The 22,004-nt window shown below is 45.6% G+C and carries 19 protein-coding genes and 1 pseudogene; 19 read left to right on the top strand and 1 reads right to left on the bottom strand.

The window, feature by feature from the left end:
* The first annotated feature begins 133 nt into the window (after positions 1–133).
* The 14 genes from BLT53_RS16520 to BLT53_RS16455 all read left to right on the top strand — a co-directional run bounded on the left by BLT53_RS16520 (position 134) and on the right by BLT53_RS16455 (position 15,731).
* Complete coding sequence (locus BLT53_RS16520; RefSeq protein ID WP_090236350.1) at positions 134–922, top strand: response regulator transcription factor; 789 nt, start codon at positions 134–136, stop codon at positions 920–922.
* 1 nt (position 923) lies between these two features.
* Positions 924–1,997, top strand: coding sequence for an XdhC family protein (locus tag BLT53_RS16515; RefSeq protein ID WP_090236349.1), 1,074 nt, complete (start codon positions 924–926; stop codon positions 1,995–1,997).
* Positions 1,994–2,602, top strand: coding sequence for a nucleotidyltransferase family protein (locus BLT53_RS16510; protein WP_244520441.1), 609 nt, complete (start codon positions 1,994–1,996; stop codon positions 2,600–2,602). The genes BLT53_RS16515 and BLT53_RS16510 overlap by 4 nt, the downstream gene beginning before the upstream one ends.
* Positions 2,602–5,031, top strand: coding sequence for a xanthine dehydrogenase family protein molybdopterin-binding subunit (locus BLT53_RS16505; RefSeq protein ID WP_090236346.1), 2,430 nt, complete (start codon positions 2,602–2,604; stop codon positions 5,029–5,031). Before BLT53_RS16510 ends, BLT53_RS16505 begins: the two co-directional genes overlap by 1 nt.
* Positions 5,031–5,486, top strand: coding sequence for an SRPBCC family protein (locus BLT53_RS16500; RefSeq protein ID WP_090236345.1), 456 nt, complete (start codon positions 5,031–5,033; stop codon positions 5,484–5,486). Before BLT53_RS16505 ends, BLT53_RS16500 begins: the two co-directional genes overlap by 1 nt.
* Before the next feature lie 20 nt (positions 5,487–5,506).
* Positions 5,507–6,376, top strand: a complete 870-nt coding sequence (locus BLT53_RS16495) for an FAD binding domain-containing protein (RefSeq protein ID WP_090236343.1) — start codon at positions 5,507–5,509, stop codon at positions 6,374–6,376.
* Positions 6,377–6,381: 5 nt separating this feature from the next.
* On the top strand, positions 6,382–6,873 hold the full coding sequence (locus BLT53_RS16490) for a (2Fe-2S)-binding protein (protein ID WP_090236342.1): 492 nt from the start codon (positions 6,382–6,384) through the stop codon (positions 6,871–6,873).
* Between the two features lie 4 nt (positions 6,874–6,877).
* On the top strand, positions 6,878–8,431 hold the full coding sequence (locus tag BLT53_RS16485; protein ID WP_090236340.1) for a class I adenylate-forming enzyme family protein: 1,554 nt from the start codon (positions 6,878–6,880) through the stop codon (positions 8,429–8,431).
* 28 nt (positions 8,432–8,459) lie between these two features.
* Complete coding sequence (locus BLT53_RS16480) at positions 8,460–9,248, top strand: enoyl-CoA hydratase/isomerase family protein (RefSeq protein WP_090236339.1); 789 nt, start codon at positions 8,460–8,462, stop codon at positions 9,246–9,248.
* Between the two features lie 136 nt (positions 9,249–9,384).
* Positions 9,385–10,716: an MFS transporter gene (locus BLT53_RS16475; protein WP_090236338.1), complete on the top strand. Its 1,332-nt coding sequence runs from the start codon at positions 9,385–9,387 to the stop codon at positions 10,714–10,716.
* 34 nt (positions 10,717–10,750) lie between these two features.
* The gene (locus tag BLT53_RS16470) at positions 10,751–12,235 is read left to right on the top strand and encodes an aldehyde dehydrogenase family protein (protein WP_090236336.1); all 1,485 of its coding nucleotides are present in this window, start codon (positions 10,751–10,753) and stop codon (positions 12,233–12,235) included.
* Positions 12,235–13,413 carry an iron-containing alcohol dehydrogenase family protein gene (locus BLT53_RS16465; RefSeq protein WP_090236334.1) on the top strand — a complete coding sequence of 393 codons (1,179 nt, stop codon included), beginning with the start codon at positions 12,235–12,237 and terminating at the stop codon, positions 13,411–13,413. Before BLT53_RS16470 ends, BLT53_RS16465 begins: the two co-directional genes overlap by 1 nt.
* A 21-nt stretch (positions 13,414–13,434) precedes the next feature.
* Complete coding sequence (locus BLT53_RS16460) at positions 13,435–14,265, top strand: R2-like ligand-binding oxidase (RefSeq protein WP_090236332.1); 831 nt, start codon at positions 13,435–13,437, stop codon at positions 14,263–14,265.
* A gap of 62 nt (positions 14,266–14,327) precedes the next feature.
* On the top strand, positions 14,328–15,731 hold the full coding sequence (locus tag BLT53_RS16455) for a UbiD family decarboxylase (RefSeq protein ID WP_090236331.1): 1,404 nt from the start codon (positions 14,328–14,330) through the stop codon (positions 15,729–15,731).
* Positions 15,732–15,896: 165 nt separating this feature from the next.
* Here the strand turns inward: BLT53_RS16455 and BLT53_RS16450 are convergent.
* Positions 15,897–16,236, bottom strand: a pseudogene (locus tag BLT53_RS16450) (VOC family protein).
* A 142-nt stretch (positions 16,237–16,378) separates the two neighbouring features.
* On the opposite strand from BLT53_RS16450, the gene BLT53_RS16445 reads away from it, so the two are divergent.
* The 5 genes from BLT53_RS16445 (at position 16,379) to melA (ending at position 21,900) form a co-directional block, all read left to right on the top strand.
* Positions 16,379–17,395 carry a LacI family DNA-binding transcriptional regulator gene (locus tag BLT53_RS16445; protein WP_090236329.1) on the top strand — a complete coding sequence of 339 codons (1,017 nt, stop codon included), beginning with the start codon at positions 16,379–16,381 and terminating at the stop codon, positions 17,393–17,395.
* A 67-nt stretch (positions 17,396–17,462) separates the two neighbouring features.
* A complete protein-coding gene (locus BLT53_RS16440; protein ID WP_090236328.1) occupies positions 17,463–18,767 on the top strand; it encodes an ABC transporter substrate-binding protein in 1,305 nt (434 codons plus the stop codon).
* 18 nt (positions 18,768–18,785) lie between these two features.
* Positions 18,786–19,673, top strand: a complete 888-nt coding sequence (locus BLT53_RS16435) for a carbohydrate ABC transporter permease (RefSeq protein WP_090236327.1) — start codon at positions 18,786–18,788, stop codon at positions 19,671–19,673.
* Positions 19,670–20,566, top strand: a complete 897-nt coding sequence (locus tag BLT53_RS16430) for a carbohydrate ABC transporter permease (protein ID WP_090236325.1) — start codon at positions 19,670–19,672, stop codon at positions 20,564–20,566. Before BLT53_RS16435 ends, BLT53_RS16430 begins: the two co-directional genes overlap by 4 nt.
* Before the next feature lie 11 nt (positions 20,567–20,577).
* On the top strand, positions 20,578–21,900 hold the full coding sequence (gene melA, locus BLT53_RS16425) for an alpha-glucosidase/alpha-galactosidase (RefSeq protein WP_090236324.1): 1,323 nt from the start codon (positions 20,578–20,580) through the stop codon (positions 21,898–21,900).
* The last annotated feature ends 104 nt before the right edge of the window (positions 21,901–22,004 follow it).

Genomic DNA, 22,004 nt, shown 5'->3' with positions numbered 1-22,004 from the left:
ATTTCGACTTTTTATAGTCGGTTATTTTAATAATATCTGAAAATTATAACAAAATTTTAAAACCATCAAAACTCGATTTTAAAACTGCTGATTTTGTAATTGCGTTACCTTAAGGATGTGAGGGGGGGCACACGTGTCGGAATTACTTATTGTCGATAATGATAAACAATGCCGAAAAGAAGTTTGTGCAATCATTCAGGGAAGTAAATACAGCTTTTTATCCATTTATGAATCCAGTACGGCCCATCGAGGGATGCTGTTGCTGAAACAAAGCAAGCCGAGCGCACTCATGATTGATATTTCTTTGCCAGATACCGATGGCATAGCGTTTGGCAAAATCGCTCTTCAGTTGTATCCGGACCTTCCGATTATCGTGATGACCCAATTAAAGATGTTTGAACTCGTTCAATCGTCAATCAATGCCGGTTTTTTAGGTTACTTATTGAAACCGCTTTCTAAAAATGAACTGATTGAAACGCTAGACAGGGTGTTAATTCCTGTTCTCAGCAAAAGTATAAACCGGGTTATGAAATCAAATGAAGAGCCCTTTACTGCAGATCTGAAAAATCCGATCGGCAGCGCCATCCAATATATGCAAATCTATTACAGCGAACCCCTCACATTAAAAGGTGTAGCCGACAGGGTATACCTGAGCCCTTCTTATTTCAGCAGAATGTTTAAAGAGGAAACAGGAATGACGTTTGTTGAATATCTGTCGTTTGTCAGAGTGCAAAAAGCCAAATCCCTGCTGAGAATGTCAACACTGCCGATTGAAGTGATTGCCAACAATGCCGGTTTTGCGAATTCGGGATATTTTGCCACTACCTTTAAAAAACTTACTGGAATAACACCGAGCGATTACCGTGAGCAATTTCATTTAGAAGCGGAGCAGGGACTAACGATATCATCTGGAGGTGTGTGAGATGCTCCCGATTTATCTGGAAATGAAACGCTGTATCCAAAACGGTCTCCGGGGAGTTTTGGGGACGATTATCCGTACGGAAGGCTCTACCTATCAAAAATCAGGGGCCAAATGCTTTTGGAGCGAAGATGGAACGTTAACCGGATTATTAAGCGGAGGGTGTGTTGAGGGAGACTTCATGGAACACGCAAAAGAGGTGTTAAAGTCGGCATCCTGTAAAACGATAAGCTATGATTTCCGAGGCGGCGGTGACGATCTATGGGGGCTTGGCCTCGGATGCAATGGTTCCATCGATATTTTCCTGGAGCCCTTTGATACACTGGGTGACCCTGAAAAGGCAGCCCGTAGCATGGATATCTGTGAAACGGCACTTGCCCATGAAGTCGGCATCGCCACTATTGTAGAAGCGTCTGACCCTGTGTTGATTGGTGAAAAATGGGTAAGTGAGCAGGTTCCTTTTCACCAATCAAGGGCAGGGGTGTATTCTATCCCTTATGGAGAGAAAGAGGCCCTTGTATTTTCAGAAACCCTCACGCCTCCTCCACAACTGGTCATTTTTGGTGCAGGACCGGATGCAGTGCCTCTCATAAAAGGAGCAAAGCAATTGAACTGGCAAGTGACCGTTATCGATCATCGTCCTGCTTTTGTGAACCAACAATATTTTCCGGAGGCTGATCATCTCATTTGTGTTTCAAAGGGAGAATGGCCGGACCTTCGGATAGGCAGCTTTTCATTTGTGGTCATTATGACCCATCATTTTGAACAGGATGCTCTTTTTTTGAAGCAGTCACTGAAAACAGCTGCTCCATATATAGGGGTACTTGGTCCGAACAAACGGACGTACCAGCTGTTGGATCAGATGAATGTCGGGCTTACCCAGGAGCAACTCTCTCGTCTCCACAGTCCCATTGGCTTGGATATCGGTTCAAAAACACCGGAAGAAATTGCGCTCAGTATTTTGGCGGAAATCACCATGATCTACCGGGAGAAGGGAAGCGGAAATCCGCTTCATGTTATGAAGGAAACGAGCTTCACGAAATACATGGAAAAGAAAGTGGGTGAACTGGCATTGTGACTCTCCAAAAAAACACATGGGCCATCATTTTGGCAGCCGGGCAGTCAAAACGAATGGGAGCGCCAAAAATGATGCTGCGCCACAAGGGAAAAACACTTATCCATCACGTCATAGACGCGGCTGTAAATTCTAAAGCAGACGGTGTAATCATTGTGATTAACCCGGAAGTAGACGGTTTGCTTGCAGAGGTTTCTGTTCCGGGGGTCAGCAAGGTTTTCTTGAATGATCAGTCGGACAGCGGATTGTCGATGTCTCTGAAATCAGGCCTTTATGTGTTGCCGTCAGAAGCAGAAGCGGCCATTTTTCTGCTGGGGGACCAGCCCCTTGTCACCACCAGAGAGATTAATTTACTTCTGGAGGAGTTTCAGGGAAACCAGGCTTATTCCATATATCAATCGTCCTATCGGGGAAAGAAGGGGCACCCTGTCTTGTTTCAACGGCGTATGTTCGACCGGCTGCTTGATGTCAAGGGCGACAAAGGGGGCCGCGAGGTGATCAGGCAATTTTCCGGAGACACCCAAACCGTTGAAATGGGAAGAAGTCACCCTTTTGATATTGATACCAAGGACGATTACAAAAGGCTATTAAGAAAGGAGGTCTCCTAATGGGCAAAGTTATCGGCAAGGCCGTGACAAGAGTCGAGGACATGCGGCTGTTGACCGGACAAGGCAAATACATTGATGATATCGGAACCCCTGCCCAGACCTTTCAAGCGGCCATTTTAAGAAGCTCCAGCCCCCATGCCAATCTTGTTTCAATCGATACGGCTGAGGCTGAAAAGGTGTCAGGAGTAAAAGCAGTAATAACCGGTGAGCAGGTGAAGAAATACCTTGACCCGTTCAGTGTAGGTGTCAGCGCGCCCGTTCATTATTATCCAATCGCCGTTGATAAAGTAAGATACGTCGGAGAGCCTGTGGCGGTTGTGGTTGCAAAAAGCCGATATATCGCCGAGGATGCGATGGAACGAATCAAAGTGAAGTATGAAGCGCTCCCGCCGGTCATTGATATTGAGGGTTCAATGGAGGAAGATGCACCCATCCTTCATGAAAACGTTGGATCCAACGTCGCCAATCACCGTACGTTTCATTACGGAAGAGTCGATCAGGCGTTTGAAGAAGCGGACAGGGTCATTAAGCATAAATACCTTTTTCCAAAGTATACCGCAACCCCTGTGGAGACATACGGCATTATCGCAAACTATGAATCGAGTGAAAATCAGTATACGGTGCACGCCAATTTTCACGGACCGTTTGTTATCCAGGCCATCATGGCTCAGGCACTGAAGATACCAAGCAATAAGCTGAGAATTATTGTTCCAAAGGACATTGGCGGAAGCTATGGCATCAAAGCGGGAACTTTTCCCTACATGGTGCTCCTTTCGGTGGCCAGCCGGATTGCCGGATGTCCGGTAAAGTGGATTGAAGACCGCCAGGAGCACCTTTCGGCCAGCTCCAGCGGAACCGACAGGGTAACCTATATTGAAGCTGCGGTCAAGAACAACGGGAAGGTAACCGGGCTGCGCATGAAGATGATCGATAATGTGGGCGCCTACATCAGGGCCCCCGAGCCCGCCTGCCTGTACCGTACACACGCAAATTCAACGGGTGCCTATGATATTCCCAACCTGCATATTGATGCTTACGCCATTATGACGAATAAGCTGCCTACGGGGCTGATCAGAGGCTATGGTGGCCAGGAACTGTATTTTCCTCTGGAGAGGATCATGCAAAGGGTGGCGTTCGAGCTGAATCTGGATCCGGCGGATGTTATGCGCGAAAATCTCATTAAAAAAGAGCAATTTCCATATAAGACGGCTTCAGGCGGCATGTATGACAGCGGGGATTATATGAAAGGATTCGAACTGGCACTGAAGACCGGAAAATATGAGGAGTTCCGCAAAAAACAAGAAAAAGCAAGAAAGGAAGGAAAAATCCTCGGTGTCGGCCTTGCGTGTATCGTCGAACCATCCGGATCGAACATGGGATATATCACGGTGGCACTGACTCCGGAAGAACGGGCAAAATCGTTGCCGAAATCGGGCTGTTCGGAAGCGGCTACCGTTTCGATGGATCCAATGGGAAGCGTGAACGTTAGAATCAGCACAACACCTTCCGGACAAGGGCATGAAACCGTTGCGGCACAAATCGTTTCAGAGGTATTGAGCATTCCGGCGGATAAAATCAAGGTGGTGGCAGAGCTTGACACGTCCACAAGCGCCTGGTCCATTGCGTCAGGCAGCTATTCAAGCCGTTTTGCTTCATTGGGTTCAAGCGCGGTCTTTTATGCAGCCCACAAGGTGAAGGATAAATTAATGAAAATTGCTTCTCACCAGATGAAGGTGAGTGAGAGTGAACTGGAACTGCGAGACGGTGCTTTTTATGAAAAGAACGACCCCACAAAAAAATATGCATTAAAAAGAGCGGCAGGATCTGCCCACTGGAACCCTCTTTCACTTCCAGAAGGAATGGAGCCTGGAATTTATGAAACATACTATTACTCTGTAAAAGCGGCCGAGCCGCCTGATGAAAATGATCTCATCAACTCATCCGTCACGTACGGATTTGTGGCTGATCTGGTAACCGTGGAGATTGACCCGGATACTGGGGAGGTACGTATTCTGGATTATGTCACAATTCACGATGCCGGGAAACTACTGAATCCACTCATCGTCGATGGACAAATCTTTGGCGGGCTTGCCCACGGGCTGGGCGGGGCGCTCTATGAGGAGCTCGTATACGACAACAAAGGGCAGCTGCTAACCGGATCATTCATGGACTACTTGTGTCCGACTGCCCCTGAAATTCCTAACGTAACGATCAAGCATATCGAAACACCATCTCCTATGACTCCGCTCGGAGCCAAGGGCCTTGGGGAAGGCAATACGATGAGTGCACCGGTGGCTGTCGCCAATGCGGTGAGTGATGCCCTCACTCCATATTTAGTAGAAATTGATACATTACCGCTCAGTCCCAATCGAATTTGGACGCTTCTGAATCAAGCGAAGCAAAACAAAAATAAAGAGGTGACCGTCTGATGGAAGGAAAAGGAAATATGGTATTGGAGGCAGGAGTAAACAGAGCGTATGAAGTACTCCTTGATCCTGATGTGCTTGAAAAATGCATTATGGGCTGCAAAAAACTTGTGCTGGTGGATGACAACAAGTATGAAGCAGAGCTGTCCATTGGAATAGCTGCTATCAAAGGAAACTACTCTTCAACGATTGAGATCCTCGACCTGGAAGAGCCCCGTCATTACAAATTGGCAGTCAAGGGTGAGGGAGCTCCGGGAACGGTAGAAGCCGTCGGAATCGTAGATTTAACGCCGGATGGCGATCGTTCGACTCTCCTAAACTACTCCTATGAAGCGGAAGTAGGCGGAAAGGTAGCGATGGTGGGCCAGCGAATGCTCGGAGGGGTAGCAAAACTGGTCATTCAGGACTTTTTTAAGAAACTCGGCAAGGAATTAAAACGAATGGAACAGAGCGCCTAAAGAAAGGGGCAGAGCACATAATGAAACCGGCCAAATTCGATTACTACCGTCCTAAGGATCTTCCGGAAGCGCTGTCTCTTCTCGAGTCAAGCGGCTTTGACGGCAAGATTATTGCAGGGGGACAGAGCCTGGTGCCGATTATGAACATGAGGTTAGCCACACCTGAATGTTTAATCGACATTAACGGTCTTCAGGATCTGAATTTTATCGAGAGCGATGATCATGTGTTGAAGATCGGGACGATGACCCGGCAAAATACGGTGGAGACATCACAACTCATCAAAGATCAATGCGGCCTCGTTACCGAAGCGGTTGCACATATCGGCCATCTTCAAACGAGAAACCGTGGAACGATCGGAGGAAGCATTGTCCATGCCGATCCCAGTGCCGAGCTTCCTCTAGTAATGATGGCGCTCAATGGTACGCTTCATATCTCTTCAGAAGACGAAACAAGAAGCGTGAATGCGGAGGATTTTTTTCTCACATTTTTAACGACAGACATGATGCCCAACGAAATGCTGACTGAAGTTCATTTGCCTATTTGGAAGGGACGGGTCGGGTCTTCCTTTCAGGAAATAGCGAGGCGTCATGGGGATTTTGCTCTTGTAGCCGCCGCCTGTCAGCTCGAGCTTGATGCTCATGACCGAATTTCAGATATCCGGCTGGCTCTTGGCGGCGTCGAGGCGATTCCCCTTTTAATTGGCGATGCCAAAGAACTTCTTGCAGGAGAAAGGCTTACGGATGCAGCACTGCAAAAAGTGGCCGATGTGGTCGCTGGCAGTGTGGAGCCTGAATCGGATCTGCACGCCTCTGCGGCTTACCGGACACAATTGGCGAAGGTATTGACGGCGAGAGTAGTGCACCAAGCATACGAGAGAGCAAAGGGGTGAGGAGTATGTCCTTAACCGAGATAAATGTGACGATCAACGGCAAAGCATACGCCGAATGGGTGGAACCGCGAATGCTGCTAAGTGACTTCATTCGTGAAACATGCGGACTGACAGGCACCCATGTCGGCTGTGAACATGGCGTGTGCGGCGCGTGCACCATCAGCATGGACGGTGCAGCTGTCCGGTCCTGCCTCATCTTTGCGGTGCAGGCTGATAACAGGGAAATAAAGACGGTCGAAGGACTGGCCTGCAACGGAGAAATGACAGCGCTTCAAAAGAATTTTGTGGAATGCCATGGTCTGCAGTGCGGTTTTTGCACCGCCGGAATCTTAATGTCCATCACCGATTTCCTTGAAAAGAACCCTCAGCCATCCACAAAAGAAATCAAAGAGACCCTGTCAGGGCATCTGTGCCGCTGTACAGGCTATGACGGAATTGTAAAGGCTGTACAGAAAACGGTTCAGGATAACCAAAAAGAAGTCTTGCAAAGGAGTTGAATCCATGAATCTTGGAACGTTACTTGAATTTGCAGTTGAGCGGTTTCCGAACAAGGATGCAGTTGTACAGCAAGAAGAGCGTATATCTTACGCCAGACTGAACAACCAGATTGATAAACTGGCTGCATCGCTTCAACGGATTGGAATCAAGCAGCAGGATCGCGTCATGGTTCTGCTCAAAAACCGGGTAGAAAATGTAATCCTTTATTGGTCCCTGCAAAAGCTGGGAGCCATTTACACACCGTTGAACTTCAGGCTATCGGCAAAGGAGGTAGAATATTGCTTCAATGACGCGGAAGCAACGGCGATTGTCTATGAAGATGCGAGTCAGGAGGCTGTGTTAAAAGCAAGATTTAACGAACGGCCGGTATATATTGGTCTTAATGGAGTAGAGGGAGCGGATATCTATTTTTCCGAACTGATTGACAGAAGCCCCAATACCTATGAGAGACCCGCCATTCAGGATGAGGACATTGCGCTAATGCTTTACACATCGGGAACAACCGGAAAGCCAAAGGGCGTGCCAAGAAGTCATAAAAATGAGTATGCGTCGGCACTTGCTCATATCATCCAGAATCAATATTCGGAAGGGGAAAGCACACTCGGCACTATGCCTCTTTACCATACGATGGGCATGCGTTCTCTGCTCTCCATTACCTTTTTAAACGGAAAACTGGTTATACTGCCTGACTTCGATGCGAAGGAAGCGCTTGAATTACTCAGTAAAGAAGCAGTTTCCTGTCTGTATCTTGTTCCCACTCTGTACCATGACATCCTGAAGCATCCCCAATTTGCCGAATACGACCTTTCTGCCCTGAAAAAGATCGGATACGCGGGAGCCTCGATGACGACATCGCTGACCGAAAAGTGCATCGAGAAGCTAAAGCCCGAGGTGTTTGTAAACCACTATGGCAGCACAGAGGTTTACACGTTTACGATCAATTCGAACGTATTCAAAAAACCGTGCTGTGCCGGTAAACCGGGATTCCACCAAAACATCAGGCTGGTCAGGGCGGACCCGGATGCAACAGCAACCTGTGAAGAAATCGTGGGCAAAGATGAAATAGGGGAGATCATCGTCAACCTGGAATCGGGAGAAGCATTCAAAGGGTACTGGAATCGGCCAGATGCGAACCAGAAAGCGATTCGTGATGGCTGGTATTTTACAGGAGACCTGGGAGTGATGGATGAGGACGGTGACTTGTACGTGGTCGGCAGAGTGGATGACATGATTATATCGGGCGGGGAGAATATCCATCCGTTGGAGGTAGAGGACGTGCTGGCCGAACATGATAAGGTACTGGAGGTTGCAATCGTCGGGGAAGAGGATGACAGGTGGGGGCAAATTGTATCCGCTTTTGTTGTTCCCGGCTGCCATACGTTGTCCATCCAGGAGCTTGATGAGTTTTGCAAGAATCATCCCCAACTGTCCAATTACAAACGGCCGCGCAAATACGTATTTGTTAAGGAAATCCCAAAAAGCCCGGTTGGTAAAATCATGAGGCGGAAGCTCAGAGACGGAGAATTTGAACCATTTGGAACAGAAAAAGTAGTGTAATTGCTGATCTATGAGAGGAGAAATAAAAATGACAACTGCAACTCAATATGACCATATCCGTGTGGAAAAAAACAAGGCGGCACAAACAGCCACAATTATCTTTGACCGGCCAGAAAAAATGAATTATATCAGCATGCTGGCGAGAGCTCAGTTTTCCAAGATCTTTGATGAATTAAATGCGGATGAAGATGTGCGCGTAATTATCATAAAGGGGGAAGGCGACAAATGCTTTAGTGCAGGAGGAAGCATTCCGCAGTTCATGGAAACCCATCCTGAAGAACTGTCCCGTTTAAGAGTTAATGTGGCTGCACCCGAACGCTCTCCAAAACCGGTTATTGCCCAGCTGCAAGGATATACGTTCGGTGTAGGGTTTGAAATTGCGATGGCTTGCGACTTCCGGATCGCCGCCGATGATACACTGCTTGGATTGCCGGAAATGAACCTTGGAATGATTCCCGGAAGCGGCGGAACCCAGCGTGTAGCACGAGCGGTTGGACTGACCAGGGCGAAGGATATGATCATGAGGGCAAGAAGAATTCCTGCGGATGAAGCCTATCAATGGGGATTGCTGACAAAGGTTGTTAGCAAGGCCGAGCTTGAAAATGAAGTGAACAGTTTGGCTGACGAGCTTGTCCGTTTTTCTCCTTTGGCACAGCGGGTTTGCAAGGAAGTCCTAAATGCCGCCGAAGAAGGCCCTTTGAGTACAGGTTTGGAGATTGAAGGGAGAGCTTACGGAATGCTGAGATGCACGGAGGATTTTAAAGAAGGCGTCGATGCCTTTGTGGAAAAAAGAAAACCTAAATTTACTGGGAAGTAACGGATGAGAGTAATCCCGCGATTCCGGCGGGGTTACTCTGAACCCGTTTTTCTTGCAATCGCAAAAAACTGAATATTCAGTTTATAACTCATCCAAGCTAAGTCACTTAAAAACTTTAGTATTGGAGGAAATGACGATGTCAAATGCTGTATCTACAGGTGTAGTAAGAGAAACAGAACCGAAAAAAACGGAAAACAAGCAGATCGTTTCGGCTACCGCCGCTTCTCTACTGGGCTGGTCGTTCGATTTATATGACCTTTTCATCCTGCTATATGTCACACCTACCATAGGAAAACTATTTTTTCCAACAACCAATCCTACGCTGTCTCTTGCTGCGGTGTATGCTTCTTTTGCGGTTACCCTGCTTATGCGGCCGCTGGGATCCGCCGTATTTGGCTCCTATGCGGACAAGCATGGAAGAAAAAATGCGATGACCGTAGCCATTATAGGAGTGGGTTTAAGCACCGCTGTTTTCGGGTTGCTGCCCACGGTTCCTCAAATCGGGTTATTTGCTGCCCTTCTTTTTTTATTGCTTCGCCTCGTTCAAGGTGTTTTTGTTGGAGGGGTCGTAGCCTCCACCCATACGATCGGAACCGAATCAGCGCCTCCTAAATGGAGGGGGCTCATGTCGGGGTTGATCGGTGGAGGCGGTGCAGGATTGGGTGCACTGTTTGCTTCCATCGCATTTATGGTGGTCTCTGCCCTGTTCCCTGGTGAAGCATTTGAGGGCTGGGGATGGAGAGTTATGTTCTTTACGGGGATTTTGGGATCAGTTGCTGGTCTTTTTGTTTTCCGGACACTGGAAGAATCCCCACTATGGACGGAAATGAAAAAGAATGAGAATCAGAATGTGGTGGAACAAAAACCCGTCAAAGCCCTATTTACGACATATTCAAAAATTTTGCTGGTTAACTTGATGATCGTAATCGGGGGAGGCTCCGGTTATTATCTAACTGCCGGATTTATTCCAACGTTCCTCAATGTTGTCAATAAGGTATCTTCTGCAACTCTGTCAGGCGTTCTTATCGCCGCAAGTATAGCGACGATCATAGCGGCCATGATTGCCGGCCATCTCAGTGAAGTGTACGGAAGGAAAAAGGTTTTCATGGTTGTCGGGTTGTTAAATGTGATCGGCCTGCCGTATTTTTATCTCTCTCTGGCCGATGCAGGCTCAGTTACTGCCATCTACTTCTACGTGGTATGTCTTGTTTTTTTGGGAAATGCGGCCTACGCTCCTGTCCTGATATTCTTAAACGAGCGGTTCCCGACCTCCATCCGATCCACAGGCACCGGCCTGTCCTGGAACATGGGTTTTGCTATTGGAGGCATGATGCCTACCTTTGTCACCCTAGCAAGCGGAACGGTTGATAATATTCCACACACTTTAATGTATTTTGCCATTGTCATCTATCTTGTCTACATTGTTGGAAGCGTTATCATACCAGAGACCAAAGGAAGGCTGCGATAACAATCCAATCTAAAACGGAAAGGAGTATGATGGGATGTCCACTTTCGTTACTCAGAAAGTACCAACCTACTATAATTTTGCCGATGGTGAATGGACAGAATCCACGTCCAATGAGCTGATTGAGTCGTACAATCCTGCTACTGGAGACCTGTTTAGCTACTCGCAAAAATCAAATGTAAGAGATGTTACAGCTGCCATCGAGTCCGTACGGCACGCCTTTCTGACCAGTGACTGGGCGGTAAATCCAAAGCGCCGCTATGAAGCCTTGCTGGCACTCGCTGAACACATGACAAAGAACCTGGAGCGTCTTTCCCGAATTCTCACGATTGACCAGGGGAAGACCATTCGGGAGTCAAGAGGGGAACTGGCGGGCTGCATCGACACTCTTAAATATTTTGCCGGGGCTGCTAGAACCGTGTTTGGGCGCTCCATGCAGCTGGAACCTGCAAACTTCGGGGTGATTGTTAAAGAACCGATCGGGGTGGTGGGCATCATCTCTCCGTGGAACTGGCCCGCGTTGCTGATGGTCCGTGAGCTTGCCCCGGCGCTTGCTGCCGGTAATGGGGTTATCGTTAAGCCGGCGAGTCTGACACCCTCGATTTCTGCTGAAATTTTCAAGCTGATCGCTGAGATCCCTCGTTTTCCAAAGGGAATCGTGAGCCTGATAACAGGTCCCGGAAGAGAAATTGGTGCGGCGATGGCAGCCAGTGAAAAGATCGATATGATCAGTTTTACGGGAGATACAGCGACCGGAAAGTCGATCATGGAAACAGGGGCCAAAACTATCAAAAAGATCGCGCTCGAACTTGGAGGCAAATCCCCCAATATTGTTTTTGAGGATGCAAATCTCGACAAGGCGATTCCAATCATCGGCCGTTCCATTTTTATTTCCGCCGGCCAAATCTGTATGGCCGGATCCAGAGTAATTATTGAGGAATCCATTAAGGAAACAGTGGTTCAGCGGTTAAAAGAATATGCCGAACGGCTCAAGGTGGATAACGGGCTTTTGGAAACATCCGATATGGGACCGCTTGTGTCTCAAAACCAATTGGACATCGTTCAGAGCTTTTGCGATCTTGGCCATCAGGAAGGAACGATTGTAACAGGCGGTGAGCGCTTGACCGGGGGATCACACGACCGGGGCTATTACTTCAAACCCACCATTATTGACGGCCTTCCAGCTGACAGCCGGGTGGTCCAGGAAGAAATTTTTGGGCCGGTACTCGCTATCCAGACGTTCACAAGCGAAGAAGAAGCGCTTCATCTGGCAAACGACAGCGACTTTGGGCTTTCTGCAGGAGTATGGACCTCCAACCTTAACCGGGCCATGCGTTTGTCAAAAGGGATCCAGGCTGGAACCGTATGGATCAATACGTATAATAAAAACTTCCCTGAAGCAGAGTTTGGCGGCTATAAGCAAAGCGGTCTGGGCCGGACACGGGGCGTGGATGGTTTGATGGAATACTGTGAAACAAAGCATGTCCATATTGAAGTCGAAGAGCCGGGGGAGGAAGTCTGATGCAGAGTGGTTCCATGACTCAACAGTCGGAGCGAAGCTACTCCTTTCATCTGCCGACCCGAATTGAATTCGGCTTTGGCAAAGCCTCCATACTTGGCGGACAGCTTGCCGCTATGGGAGTGAAACAGGCGTTTATTGTAAGTGACCAGGGAGTGGTGTCCGCAGGATTATTAAGTAACATTAATGCCTCTCTTCAAGAAGCTGGCATCTCATCTGAACTTTATCTGGAGGTGGAACCGGATCCCAGTTTTAAAACGATTGACAGAGGAGCGGATTGTTTTCGCAAAAGTAACTGCGATGTCCTGATCGCCGTTGGGGGAGGCAGCGTGATGGATACGGCCAAAGGAATAAGAATCGTAGCCCAGCACGGTCAAAGTATTGGGGATTACGCAGGAGTCGAACGGATCAAAAGTGGTTCGGTTATTCCGCTTGTCGCGGTACCGACCACCTCCGGGACGGGCAGTGAGGTTACGGTTTTCGGAGTTTATTCGGACTGGGAAAACCAGGTGAAAGTAACGGTCAACAGCCGATATATGGCACCGACATTGGCGATTGTGGATCCTGAGCTGACATTGGGCCTGCCGAAAAAAATAACCGCATCCACCGGAATTGATGCATTGGCCCATGGAATTGAAACCTACTTTTCCCGCCGGGCCAGCCCGGCAACCGACGCACTGGCGACAGAGGCAATTGCAACGATAGGATCTTCTTTAAGAGCAGCGGTGGAGAAAGGCCATGACAAGGCAGCCAGGACCCGGATGTCGCATGGAAGCTTGCTCGCAGGCATGGCATTCAATAACGGATTGCTTGGACTGGCGCACGCCATTGGCAGCGCGCTTTCAGGTCATTGTCACGTGCCCCATGGCATAGCGATCGGGTTGTTGCTTCCGCATGTCATCGAGTTCAATGGGGGAGAAAATGTTCAAAAAGCAGCAAACATTGCGAACCTGCTTGGAATCCATAATGGATCATCTTCCTCCCTGGCGGGGCAGGCAGCAGAAGCCGTAGCTCAACTGGTTTCCGATATTGGTCTGCCGACACGGTTAAGAGACGTTGATGTATCTGAACATCAGCTTGGTGTTATCGCTTTGGATTCTTTCAAAAGCGGAATGATGAAGTGGAACCCGAAACAGCCGTCCGAGGCTGAGGTGCTGGAACTGTTGAAGAAAATATACTAATCCAATGGGGAGGTATGTTCGATGGCTGAAGAATTGGTGTTTGGTTTGGATGAAAGTACGGATGAGGTGGCCTGGAAGCTGTATCGAAAAGCGATTCGGTTTGGCACGTGGGATCCTGCTGAAATTGACCTGTCACGTGACAGGGAGGACTATGAAAGACTGGACAAGGATTTGCAAGATTACCTGATTCACTTTTGTACCGGTTTTCTCGACGCGGAAGAAAATGTAGCCTTGAAATTCTGTCCATGGATCATGCTCGGGGCTTCTACTCAGCAGCAGGCCTTTCTTAGCACGCAGCTCGTGGAAGAATTCAAGCATACCGAATTTTTTCTTCGCTATTTTCAGGAAGTACTCGGCATTCACAGGACTGAAGGTGTACAAAATGCGGTTCAGCAAAAGCTGGATGAGCGGGGCAAAAGGATGCTGAACGCTCTGGAAGGCAGTGAAGTGCAGAAGGAAGAGGCGCTGGTGGAGGGGCTCGCTCATTACCAGGGAATCATTGAAGGCGTACAGGCCATGGCAGGTTACGACGTTTTTGAAGCCGTGTATGGCAGTAAAGGGATTTTGCCGGGTTTAAAGGAAGGATTCAAACGGATCAAGGAAGATGAAGGGCGTCATGTCGGATTTGGACTCCGCATGCTGAAGCTGCTCGCCAAACAGGAAAAGCATGCAGCCAGCATTCGGAGAGTGTATGAAGAATATCGTCCGCTCATTGCCATCCGGTATGATCAGCCGGTTATCGTCGACGGCCGCCAAATCCCTGTTCCCCCTGTGGTAAACGGCCGGGAGCGCGTGATGAAACTTTTTGAGCGCCGCCTGAAGGATATTTTCGGAGTCGTTTCGGTGAGCTGAATAATGGAGGAACATTAAATTGACCTACGATTTAAGAATTTAAAGTAAAAGGAGGCCGTTGTATGAAAGCTAGAACATTCCGTACATGGCTGGACCATCTTCAATCAAAGGGACGGTTGGCCGTAATCAATAAAAAGGTGAGTCCCGATTTTGAGATTGCGGCAGTGGCCAAAAAGCTTGATGGCCAAAAAGCGGCCTACTTCTCAAATGTAGATGGTTATAAAGTTCCTCTGGTTTCAGGAATATGCTCGAGCCGGCAGGATTTTGCAGATGCCTTGGAAACCGACGAAAAAGGAATCATTCCTAAATTCTCTAAGGCGGTGTCAATTCCAAAACCGTGCAGATTACTAGAAAAAGAGGATGCCCCAGTAAAAGAGAATATTATAACGGAAAACATCGATATACTAAAAACCTTTCCTATTCCGATACATCATGAAATGGATTCAGGTCATTACATCACAGCGGCACTGTTCATTACACGCGATCCGGAAACGCGCAAGCAAAATGTATCGATTCATCGCCTGCAAATTTCAGGTAAGGACAGGCTTGGTGCATTATTGCTTCCAAGGCACACTCATCATCTATACAAACAGGCAGAGGAGCAGGGGAAATCATTGGAATGCGCGATCGTCATTGGTGTTGATCCGCTGACGCTGCTTGCCTCGCAGGCCAGTACGCCATTTGGAGTGGATGAGTTGGAAATTGCGAGCGCGCTGCATTCTGAACCGCTTGAAACCGTCCGATGCGAAACGGTGGATATCGATGTGCCTGCCCGTGCCGAAATTGTAATAGAGGGAAAAATCCTTCCTCATATACGGGAACCTGAGGGGCCGTTTGGAGAATTCCCTAAATATTATGGACCGCGAAGCGACAAAGAAATTGTACAGGTCACTGCCATTTCCCATCGGCATCATCCCATCTTTTACACGATCATACCGGCGGGTTACGAGCATCTCCTGCTGGGCGGTATCCCCCGGGAGGTAAGCCTCCTCGAGAGCATACGACAGACAGTCCCTTCTGTAGCGGCTGTCCATATGAGTCCGGGAGGCACGTGTCGATATCATGCCATCGTTTCGATAAAAAAACGAAATGAAGGTGAAGCCAAGAATGCCATTCTCGCGGCTTTCGCCAACAGCTTTGACATTAAACATGTTGTAGTTGCAGATGAAGACGTTGATATTTTTAATATGGAGGAAGTCGAATGGGCTATCGCCACACGCTTCCAGGCCAGCAAAGATATGGTTGTGATTCACGATGCCCAAGGTTCAAAGCTCGATCCATCTACCGATAACGGCTTAGGTTCAAAAACAGGTTTTGACTGCACCATCCCATTAAATAGTGAACCCATGAGATATAAGAGAATCACCATTCCGGGATATGATGAGCTAAATTTACAAGACTACCTTTCGGACGATGCGTCTGAATCAAAGAGAGAGAGTTTTGAAACAGATAAAGTCCTAACATGAAGGAAAGCACTCGTCGGAGTGCTTTTTTGGTGTTTATAGTAGGTTATGAAATGACATGAAATGCAACGCAACTAAACCTTGTAGAAACGCAACTAACCAAAAAAAAGCCAGCCGGTTACACACTCCAGCTGGATACTTATACTTAATATCAACTAATTATATCCTCTATTTCTCCCAAAGCTCGACTAGTCTACCTTCAGGAACTTTAATCCAAGTAAACTTTCCATATTCCTCTTTTTTCTTCTCAAGAGGTACACCAAGATGTTCAAGGTGAACCAGCTTCTCGTCCAGATTATGTACTTGGAAATTCAACATCACTTGTTGTTCCGTTGGGAAATAACTGTCATCCTCGGTAAAGAAAGAAAAGATAGTCTCAGTTCCTGGTTTGGGTGTAATCATCGTACCGTTCCAATTTTCCAGATCAATCCTCAGAGCACTTCAGCGTACACCTTTTGGAGCTTCGAGATTCTTAACCCCAAAATATTCCTCCGAAACCTTTAATCATTGTATCTAACCCCCTATTAAACTGAAAAATTCAGAAAATTTATAATTGTCTAATCTACAATAAGCTGATATGATTAAATCACTCGGAAAAACATAGAAAATTTTTCTGTTTTATTTCTGTAAGTGTATAAGGAGTTGCTGAAATGAAAGTCACTTTGAAGGATATCGCTGAGGAAGTAAACCTATCTATTTCAACTGTATCAAGGGTATTGAATAATCATGCTAATTCAATTCCTGAAGAAATGAGAGAAAAAATATTTAAAATTTCTAAAGAAATGGGATATAAAAAACTTAATAATAGAAAAAACGAGAAAATAAATGAGAAAAAAATCGGTTGTGTAATTAATAATATTAAAAGTAAATACCAGGATCCCTACTTTTCTGAAATGATTTATGGGGTAGAGCGGGAGCTGATTGAGCAAGGTTATAAAATGAGTTTTTCATACAATGATAAAGACTTAGTCCATTTGGATCTTAAAGAAGAATATAAGGATGATACTTTGGGAGTTATTGTGGTTGGAGCACTGCATGAAGATTTATTGAAGAATCTATCAAATAGTGTCCCTTATGTAATTTCTGTAGGAGGTAAACCGGGGCTTGATATTGATTATGTAACAGTAGATTTTAAAGAAGCTGCTAAAAGGGCGACTGATTACTTGATAGGGTTGGGGCATGAAAAAATTGCATGTATTAGTTCAAGTTCTTCCGCTCTTAATATACCTGCGGAAGAAGATGATAGATTCATTGGCTTTCAGGAAGTATTGGCTTCCCACAAGCTGCAATTAAAAAAAGAGTGGATTCAAGATGGACTTTTTACAATTGAAGGCGGCTATAAAGCAATGAAGAGAATTTTGATGGATAAAGAGTTGCCTACTGCTGTTTTTACAGCAAGTGACCGCATGGCTCACGGTGCATATAAAGCCATACAGGAATATGGTTTGTCCATTCCTAAGGATATTTCTATTGTTTCTTTTGATAACATCGAAATGTCAAAATACGTAAATCCGCAGTTATCTACCATTCATGTTCATAAGGAGGAAATGGGCAGAATCGCTGTCAAAATGTTACTCCAAAGAATGGATGATAGTATTCGCTTTCCGCTAACGACTTACTTGCCTACTGAATTAATTGTTCGTGAAAGCTGCGAACCATTAACATAAATTTTTTCCATGAAAGGGGGATCGGCGTTAAGTAATTGTTCCACATATTGAAAAGGGAGGATTCAAAATGAAAGCGCTTTTAATTGGTAAAAACCTTTTTATGTTGATGTTAGTAGTTTCTCTCCTTGGTGGATGTGCCGCATCGAATTCGAATACTTCAGAGGACGCAGGAAAAAAGAACGGCAAAGAAACAATTGAGTTTGTGTATTGGGCAGCAGCTGGGGGCGAAGAAAAAGGATTTAATGATTTAGTAAGCAAATTCGAATCAGAGAATCCTGATATAAAAGTAAAGAAAAGCCAAGTGCCTCCTCCGAATCAGGGTGATTATTATACAAAAATACAAACTCGAATGGGTGGAGATGATGCACCTGATGTCTTCCGGGTCCAATATCAAAAGATTGGCGAGTTTTCCAGCCAGGGCGCATTGATGGACTTGACAGACGTTGTAGGTAAAGACAAGGAAAACTACAATCCAAGTTTACTGACAGCTGTTACTTATGAAAATAAGATTTATGGCTTGCCGCACCATACAGACACGCTAGCCGTTTTTTACAATAAAACGTTCCTTGATAAATTGAATATAAAAGCTCCTGACAATTTGAAGGATGCATGGACATGGGATCAATTATTAGATGTTGCAAAAAAAATCAAGGACAAAAAGTTAGCACCAAACGGTATAGCGGCTAACATATCTGCCTCATCTGCCTACAGAACACTTCCCTTCTTTTTTGAAAATGGAGCTTCATTGCTAACGAAAGACTTAAAGAAAGCAAATGTGAATACACCTGAAGCAACCGAAACTTTAGCCTTTCTTCAAAAAATGTATAAGAACTATATGTCTAAAGGCAACAGCATGAAAGGCGCAGATGACCCAAATATGTTATTTACTTCAGGTAATGCAGGGCTCTTTATTACGGGGAACTGGATGATTCCATTGTTTGAAAAAGATATGAAGGATGAATGGGGCGTTACATACATGCCTGTGAAGGATAGTGCTGCGTCGGATTTAGGAGGAAACGGATTGGCGGTACCGGCAAATAGCAAACACTCCAAAGCAGCAAAGAAATTTATTGCATTTATGGGTGAAAAGGAAAACATGAAGACGTTTGTAGAAGAGGGTCTTTTCTTGCCTAGCCGCACAGATGTTAAGGGGCCGTTTGAATACAAAATCAAAGATCCAAAAATGATGAATTTATTTATTGAACAATCTCAAACCGTGCCTGTAGATTTAGCGAAAACGGTAACCATTCCGGAGTTCAGTAAAGTGAATCAGGCATTAGGAGATTCTTTTGAAGCATTATATACCCAGAATGCTTCTCCTGAGAAAACAGCGAAAGATTTGGAAGAAAAAATAAATTCAATCCTGAAATAGAATGAAGGGGGGAGGACAATGGTTTCAAGTCTTTCAAAATGGTACGAAAAGAGATCGATAAAAATTGCCCCTTATTTGTTCATCGCACCGAATATCATTCTATTTCTGACCTTTATGGTTATCCCGATTTTCTTTACGTTCTATATCAGTTTTCAACAATGGGGGATGTTTGGAAAGCCAAGCTTTATCGGGCTTGAGAATTACTCACGGATGTTTGGGGATAAAGTGTTTTGGATATCGCTGCGAAATACAGTTTATTATACGGCAGGTACGGTTCCGTTTAGTGCAGCACTTGGTTTGATTGGTGCCCTGATGCTGAATCAAAAGGTTCCCCTGCGCGCGATTTTTAGAACGATATTTTTTGCTCCTGTTGTCGTGTCTCTAGTAGCGGCTGGCCTTATCTGGTCATGGATGTTTAATCCTAATTATGGATTGTTTAATGAGATTTTGAGCAAGTTCGGTGTCCATGGAGTAGATTGGCTTTCCTCATCCACCTGGGCAATGCCGGCTGTTATTCTAACAACACTTTGGGTAAGAATTGGCTATTGCCTGGTGATCTACTTAGCTGGTCTCCAGGCAGTACCCGACTCACTTTATGAAGCAGCGGATATGGACGGTGCCAATGGCTGGCAAAAGTTTTGGCGTATTACTTTACCCACGATTAAGCCAACCACTACTTTTATTCTAGTAATGGAGATTATTCATGGGTTTATGGTTTTTGATTTGGTTTTCACCATGACAAAGGGCGGTCCCGGCTACTCAACTACCGTTATCGTGCAATATATCTATCAAAAGGCTTTTACTGAAGGTGAGATGGGGTACGCTTCGGCCATCGGAACATTTTTCTTTATTCTTGTCATGATTCTTACTTTGGTACAAATGAGGTTAGGGAGGGAAAAACAATGAGTGATAATAAAGCCTTGCTTGCAAAAGAAGGTAAACTTGACGTTTCTCAGCCCCTTTCCTTGCCGAGACTGAGTCCGAAAAAGATTAAAACTACTGTAATCTTTCTGGTTTTATGCGGGATGGCTTTCCTCTTTCTGCTCCCATTTATTTGGATGTTGTCTACAGCGTTAAAAACTCCGGCAGAAGTAACGGCAAAAGATACCCATATTATTCCGGATAAATTGATGTGGAGCAACTTTTCAGACGCTCTGCACGCGGCTCCTTTTGCTGGTTATGTTGGAAACAGCCTGATCGTAAGTATATTAGCAGTAATTTTAACTGTGTTTATCAACTGTTTGGCAGGATATGCCTTTGCAAAATATAAATTCAGAGGGAGAAATATCCTTTTTCTGATGATTTTGAGTACCTTGATTATCCCTGTTCAAATAACGATGATTCCCAATTTCTATATTCTAAAGTACTTGGGATGGATTAACAGCTATGCAGGATTAATTGTCCCAAGGGCTGCAGAAGCTTTTGGGCTGTTCTTAGCCAGACAATACATCATGAATATACCTGACTCTCTTATCGAAGCTGCAAGAATTGATGGTGCGAGTGAATTTAAAATTTTTAGGAAAGTGATTTTACCCAATATCAAACCTTTGATCGCAGTGCTGGTCATTTTTACTTTTATGTGGAGATGGAACGAGCTTGCATGGCCGCTTATTGCTGTTTCCGAACAGAGTATGTATACCGTTCAATTGGGGCTAGCGATGCTGAAGGGAGAACACTTTATTAATTGGACTCAGCTCATGTCACTGACTTTGCTTTCAGTTATCCCCATTTTAATCGTGTTCTTAATTTTTCAACGGTATTTTATCAAAGGTATGGTTGGTTCCGGAATGAAAGAATAGGAGGCTGTAATATGGCAAAAGTTACAATTGTCGGAGCAGGTAGTGTAGTATTTGCAAAAAGGTTGATTACTGATATTTTGAGCTTTCCCGAACTAAAGAACACTACGTTTTCATTAACAGATATTAACCAAGAGCGATTAGGCACAGCTGAAAAGATGGCTCTAAGAATAGTCGAAGAGAATGGCGGCTATGCAAAGGTAGAGGCAACGTTAAATCGGAGGGAAGCATTGGCTGGTGCAGACTATGTTTTGAATCTCATTCAAGTTGGCATGCACCAATCTACACTAATCGATTTTGAAATTCCCAAAAAATACGGCTTAAAGCAAACCATCGCTGATACTCTTGGGGTAGGTGGGATTTTTCGGGCACTCAGGACGATTCCAGTTTTGTTGGACATTTGCAGGGATATGGAAGAGGTGTGTCCAAACGCGTTATTGTTGAATTACACAAACCCAATGGCCATGCTCATGCATGCAGTAGCTAAGTCAAGTTCCATTAAATCAATCGGGCTTTGCCACAGTGTTCAGAATACAGCGGATGATTTGGCATCCTACTTGAATATTCCGGTGGAAGAACTTGAATATAAGGTGGCTGGGATTAATCATATGGCCTGGTTTCTTGAACTTAAAAGGAACGGAGTCGATTTGTATCCCGAGTTGTTTAAAGCAATGGAAAAGGATGATGTTTTCAGTAAGGACAAGGTGCGTTTCGAGATGATGCGCAGGTTGAATTATTTCGTCACAGAATCCAGTGAGCATATGTCTGAATATACACCTTACTTCATTAAGGATGAAAAATTAATTGAGCAATTTGATATTCCAATCGATGAATATGTACGAAGAAGTGAAAGAAACCTTGAGCGCTTTTCGGAAACTAAAGATAAAATAGAGAGAGGCGAGGCATTTCATACAGAAAAGAGCCATGAATATGGAGCACCTATTATTCACTCTATGGAAACAGGTACAAATCGTGTGATCTGGGGGAACGTGCTGAATACAAATTTAATTACAAACCTGCCTGCAGATTCATGTGTGGAGGTGCCATGCCTGATTAATAAATCTGGTATCCAGCCTTGTCACGTTGGAGATCTTCCCGTACAACTCGCGGCGATGAACCGGACAAACATTAATGTCCAGCAACTGGTGGTTGAAGCGGTTTTAACAGGAAATATAGATTATGTCTATCAAGCAGTGATGATGGATCCGCATACAGCATCTGTATTATCCCTTGAGGAGATGTGGTCAATGACCAATGAACTGCTACTTGCACATGAAGAGCATCTTCCGAAGTTTACATCTGGCCGAAACCTTATCAAGAAGGAATTGGTTCAATAAATACCGTTCAAAAAGCACAAAAGCACTCCGCGGAGTGCTTTTTGTCTTTTATATGAGGTCATTTGTGAACATGACGGGATATTCAACTGCAGTTGCAAGAGCAC

Source organism: Fictibacillus solisalsi (genome assembly GCF_900103485.1).
GTDB lineage: Bacteria > Bacillota > Bacilli > Bacillales > Fictibacillaceae > Fictibacillus_C > Fictibacillus_C solisalsi.
This window is presented reverse-complemented; position numbering and strand designations above follow the sequence as displayed.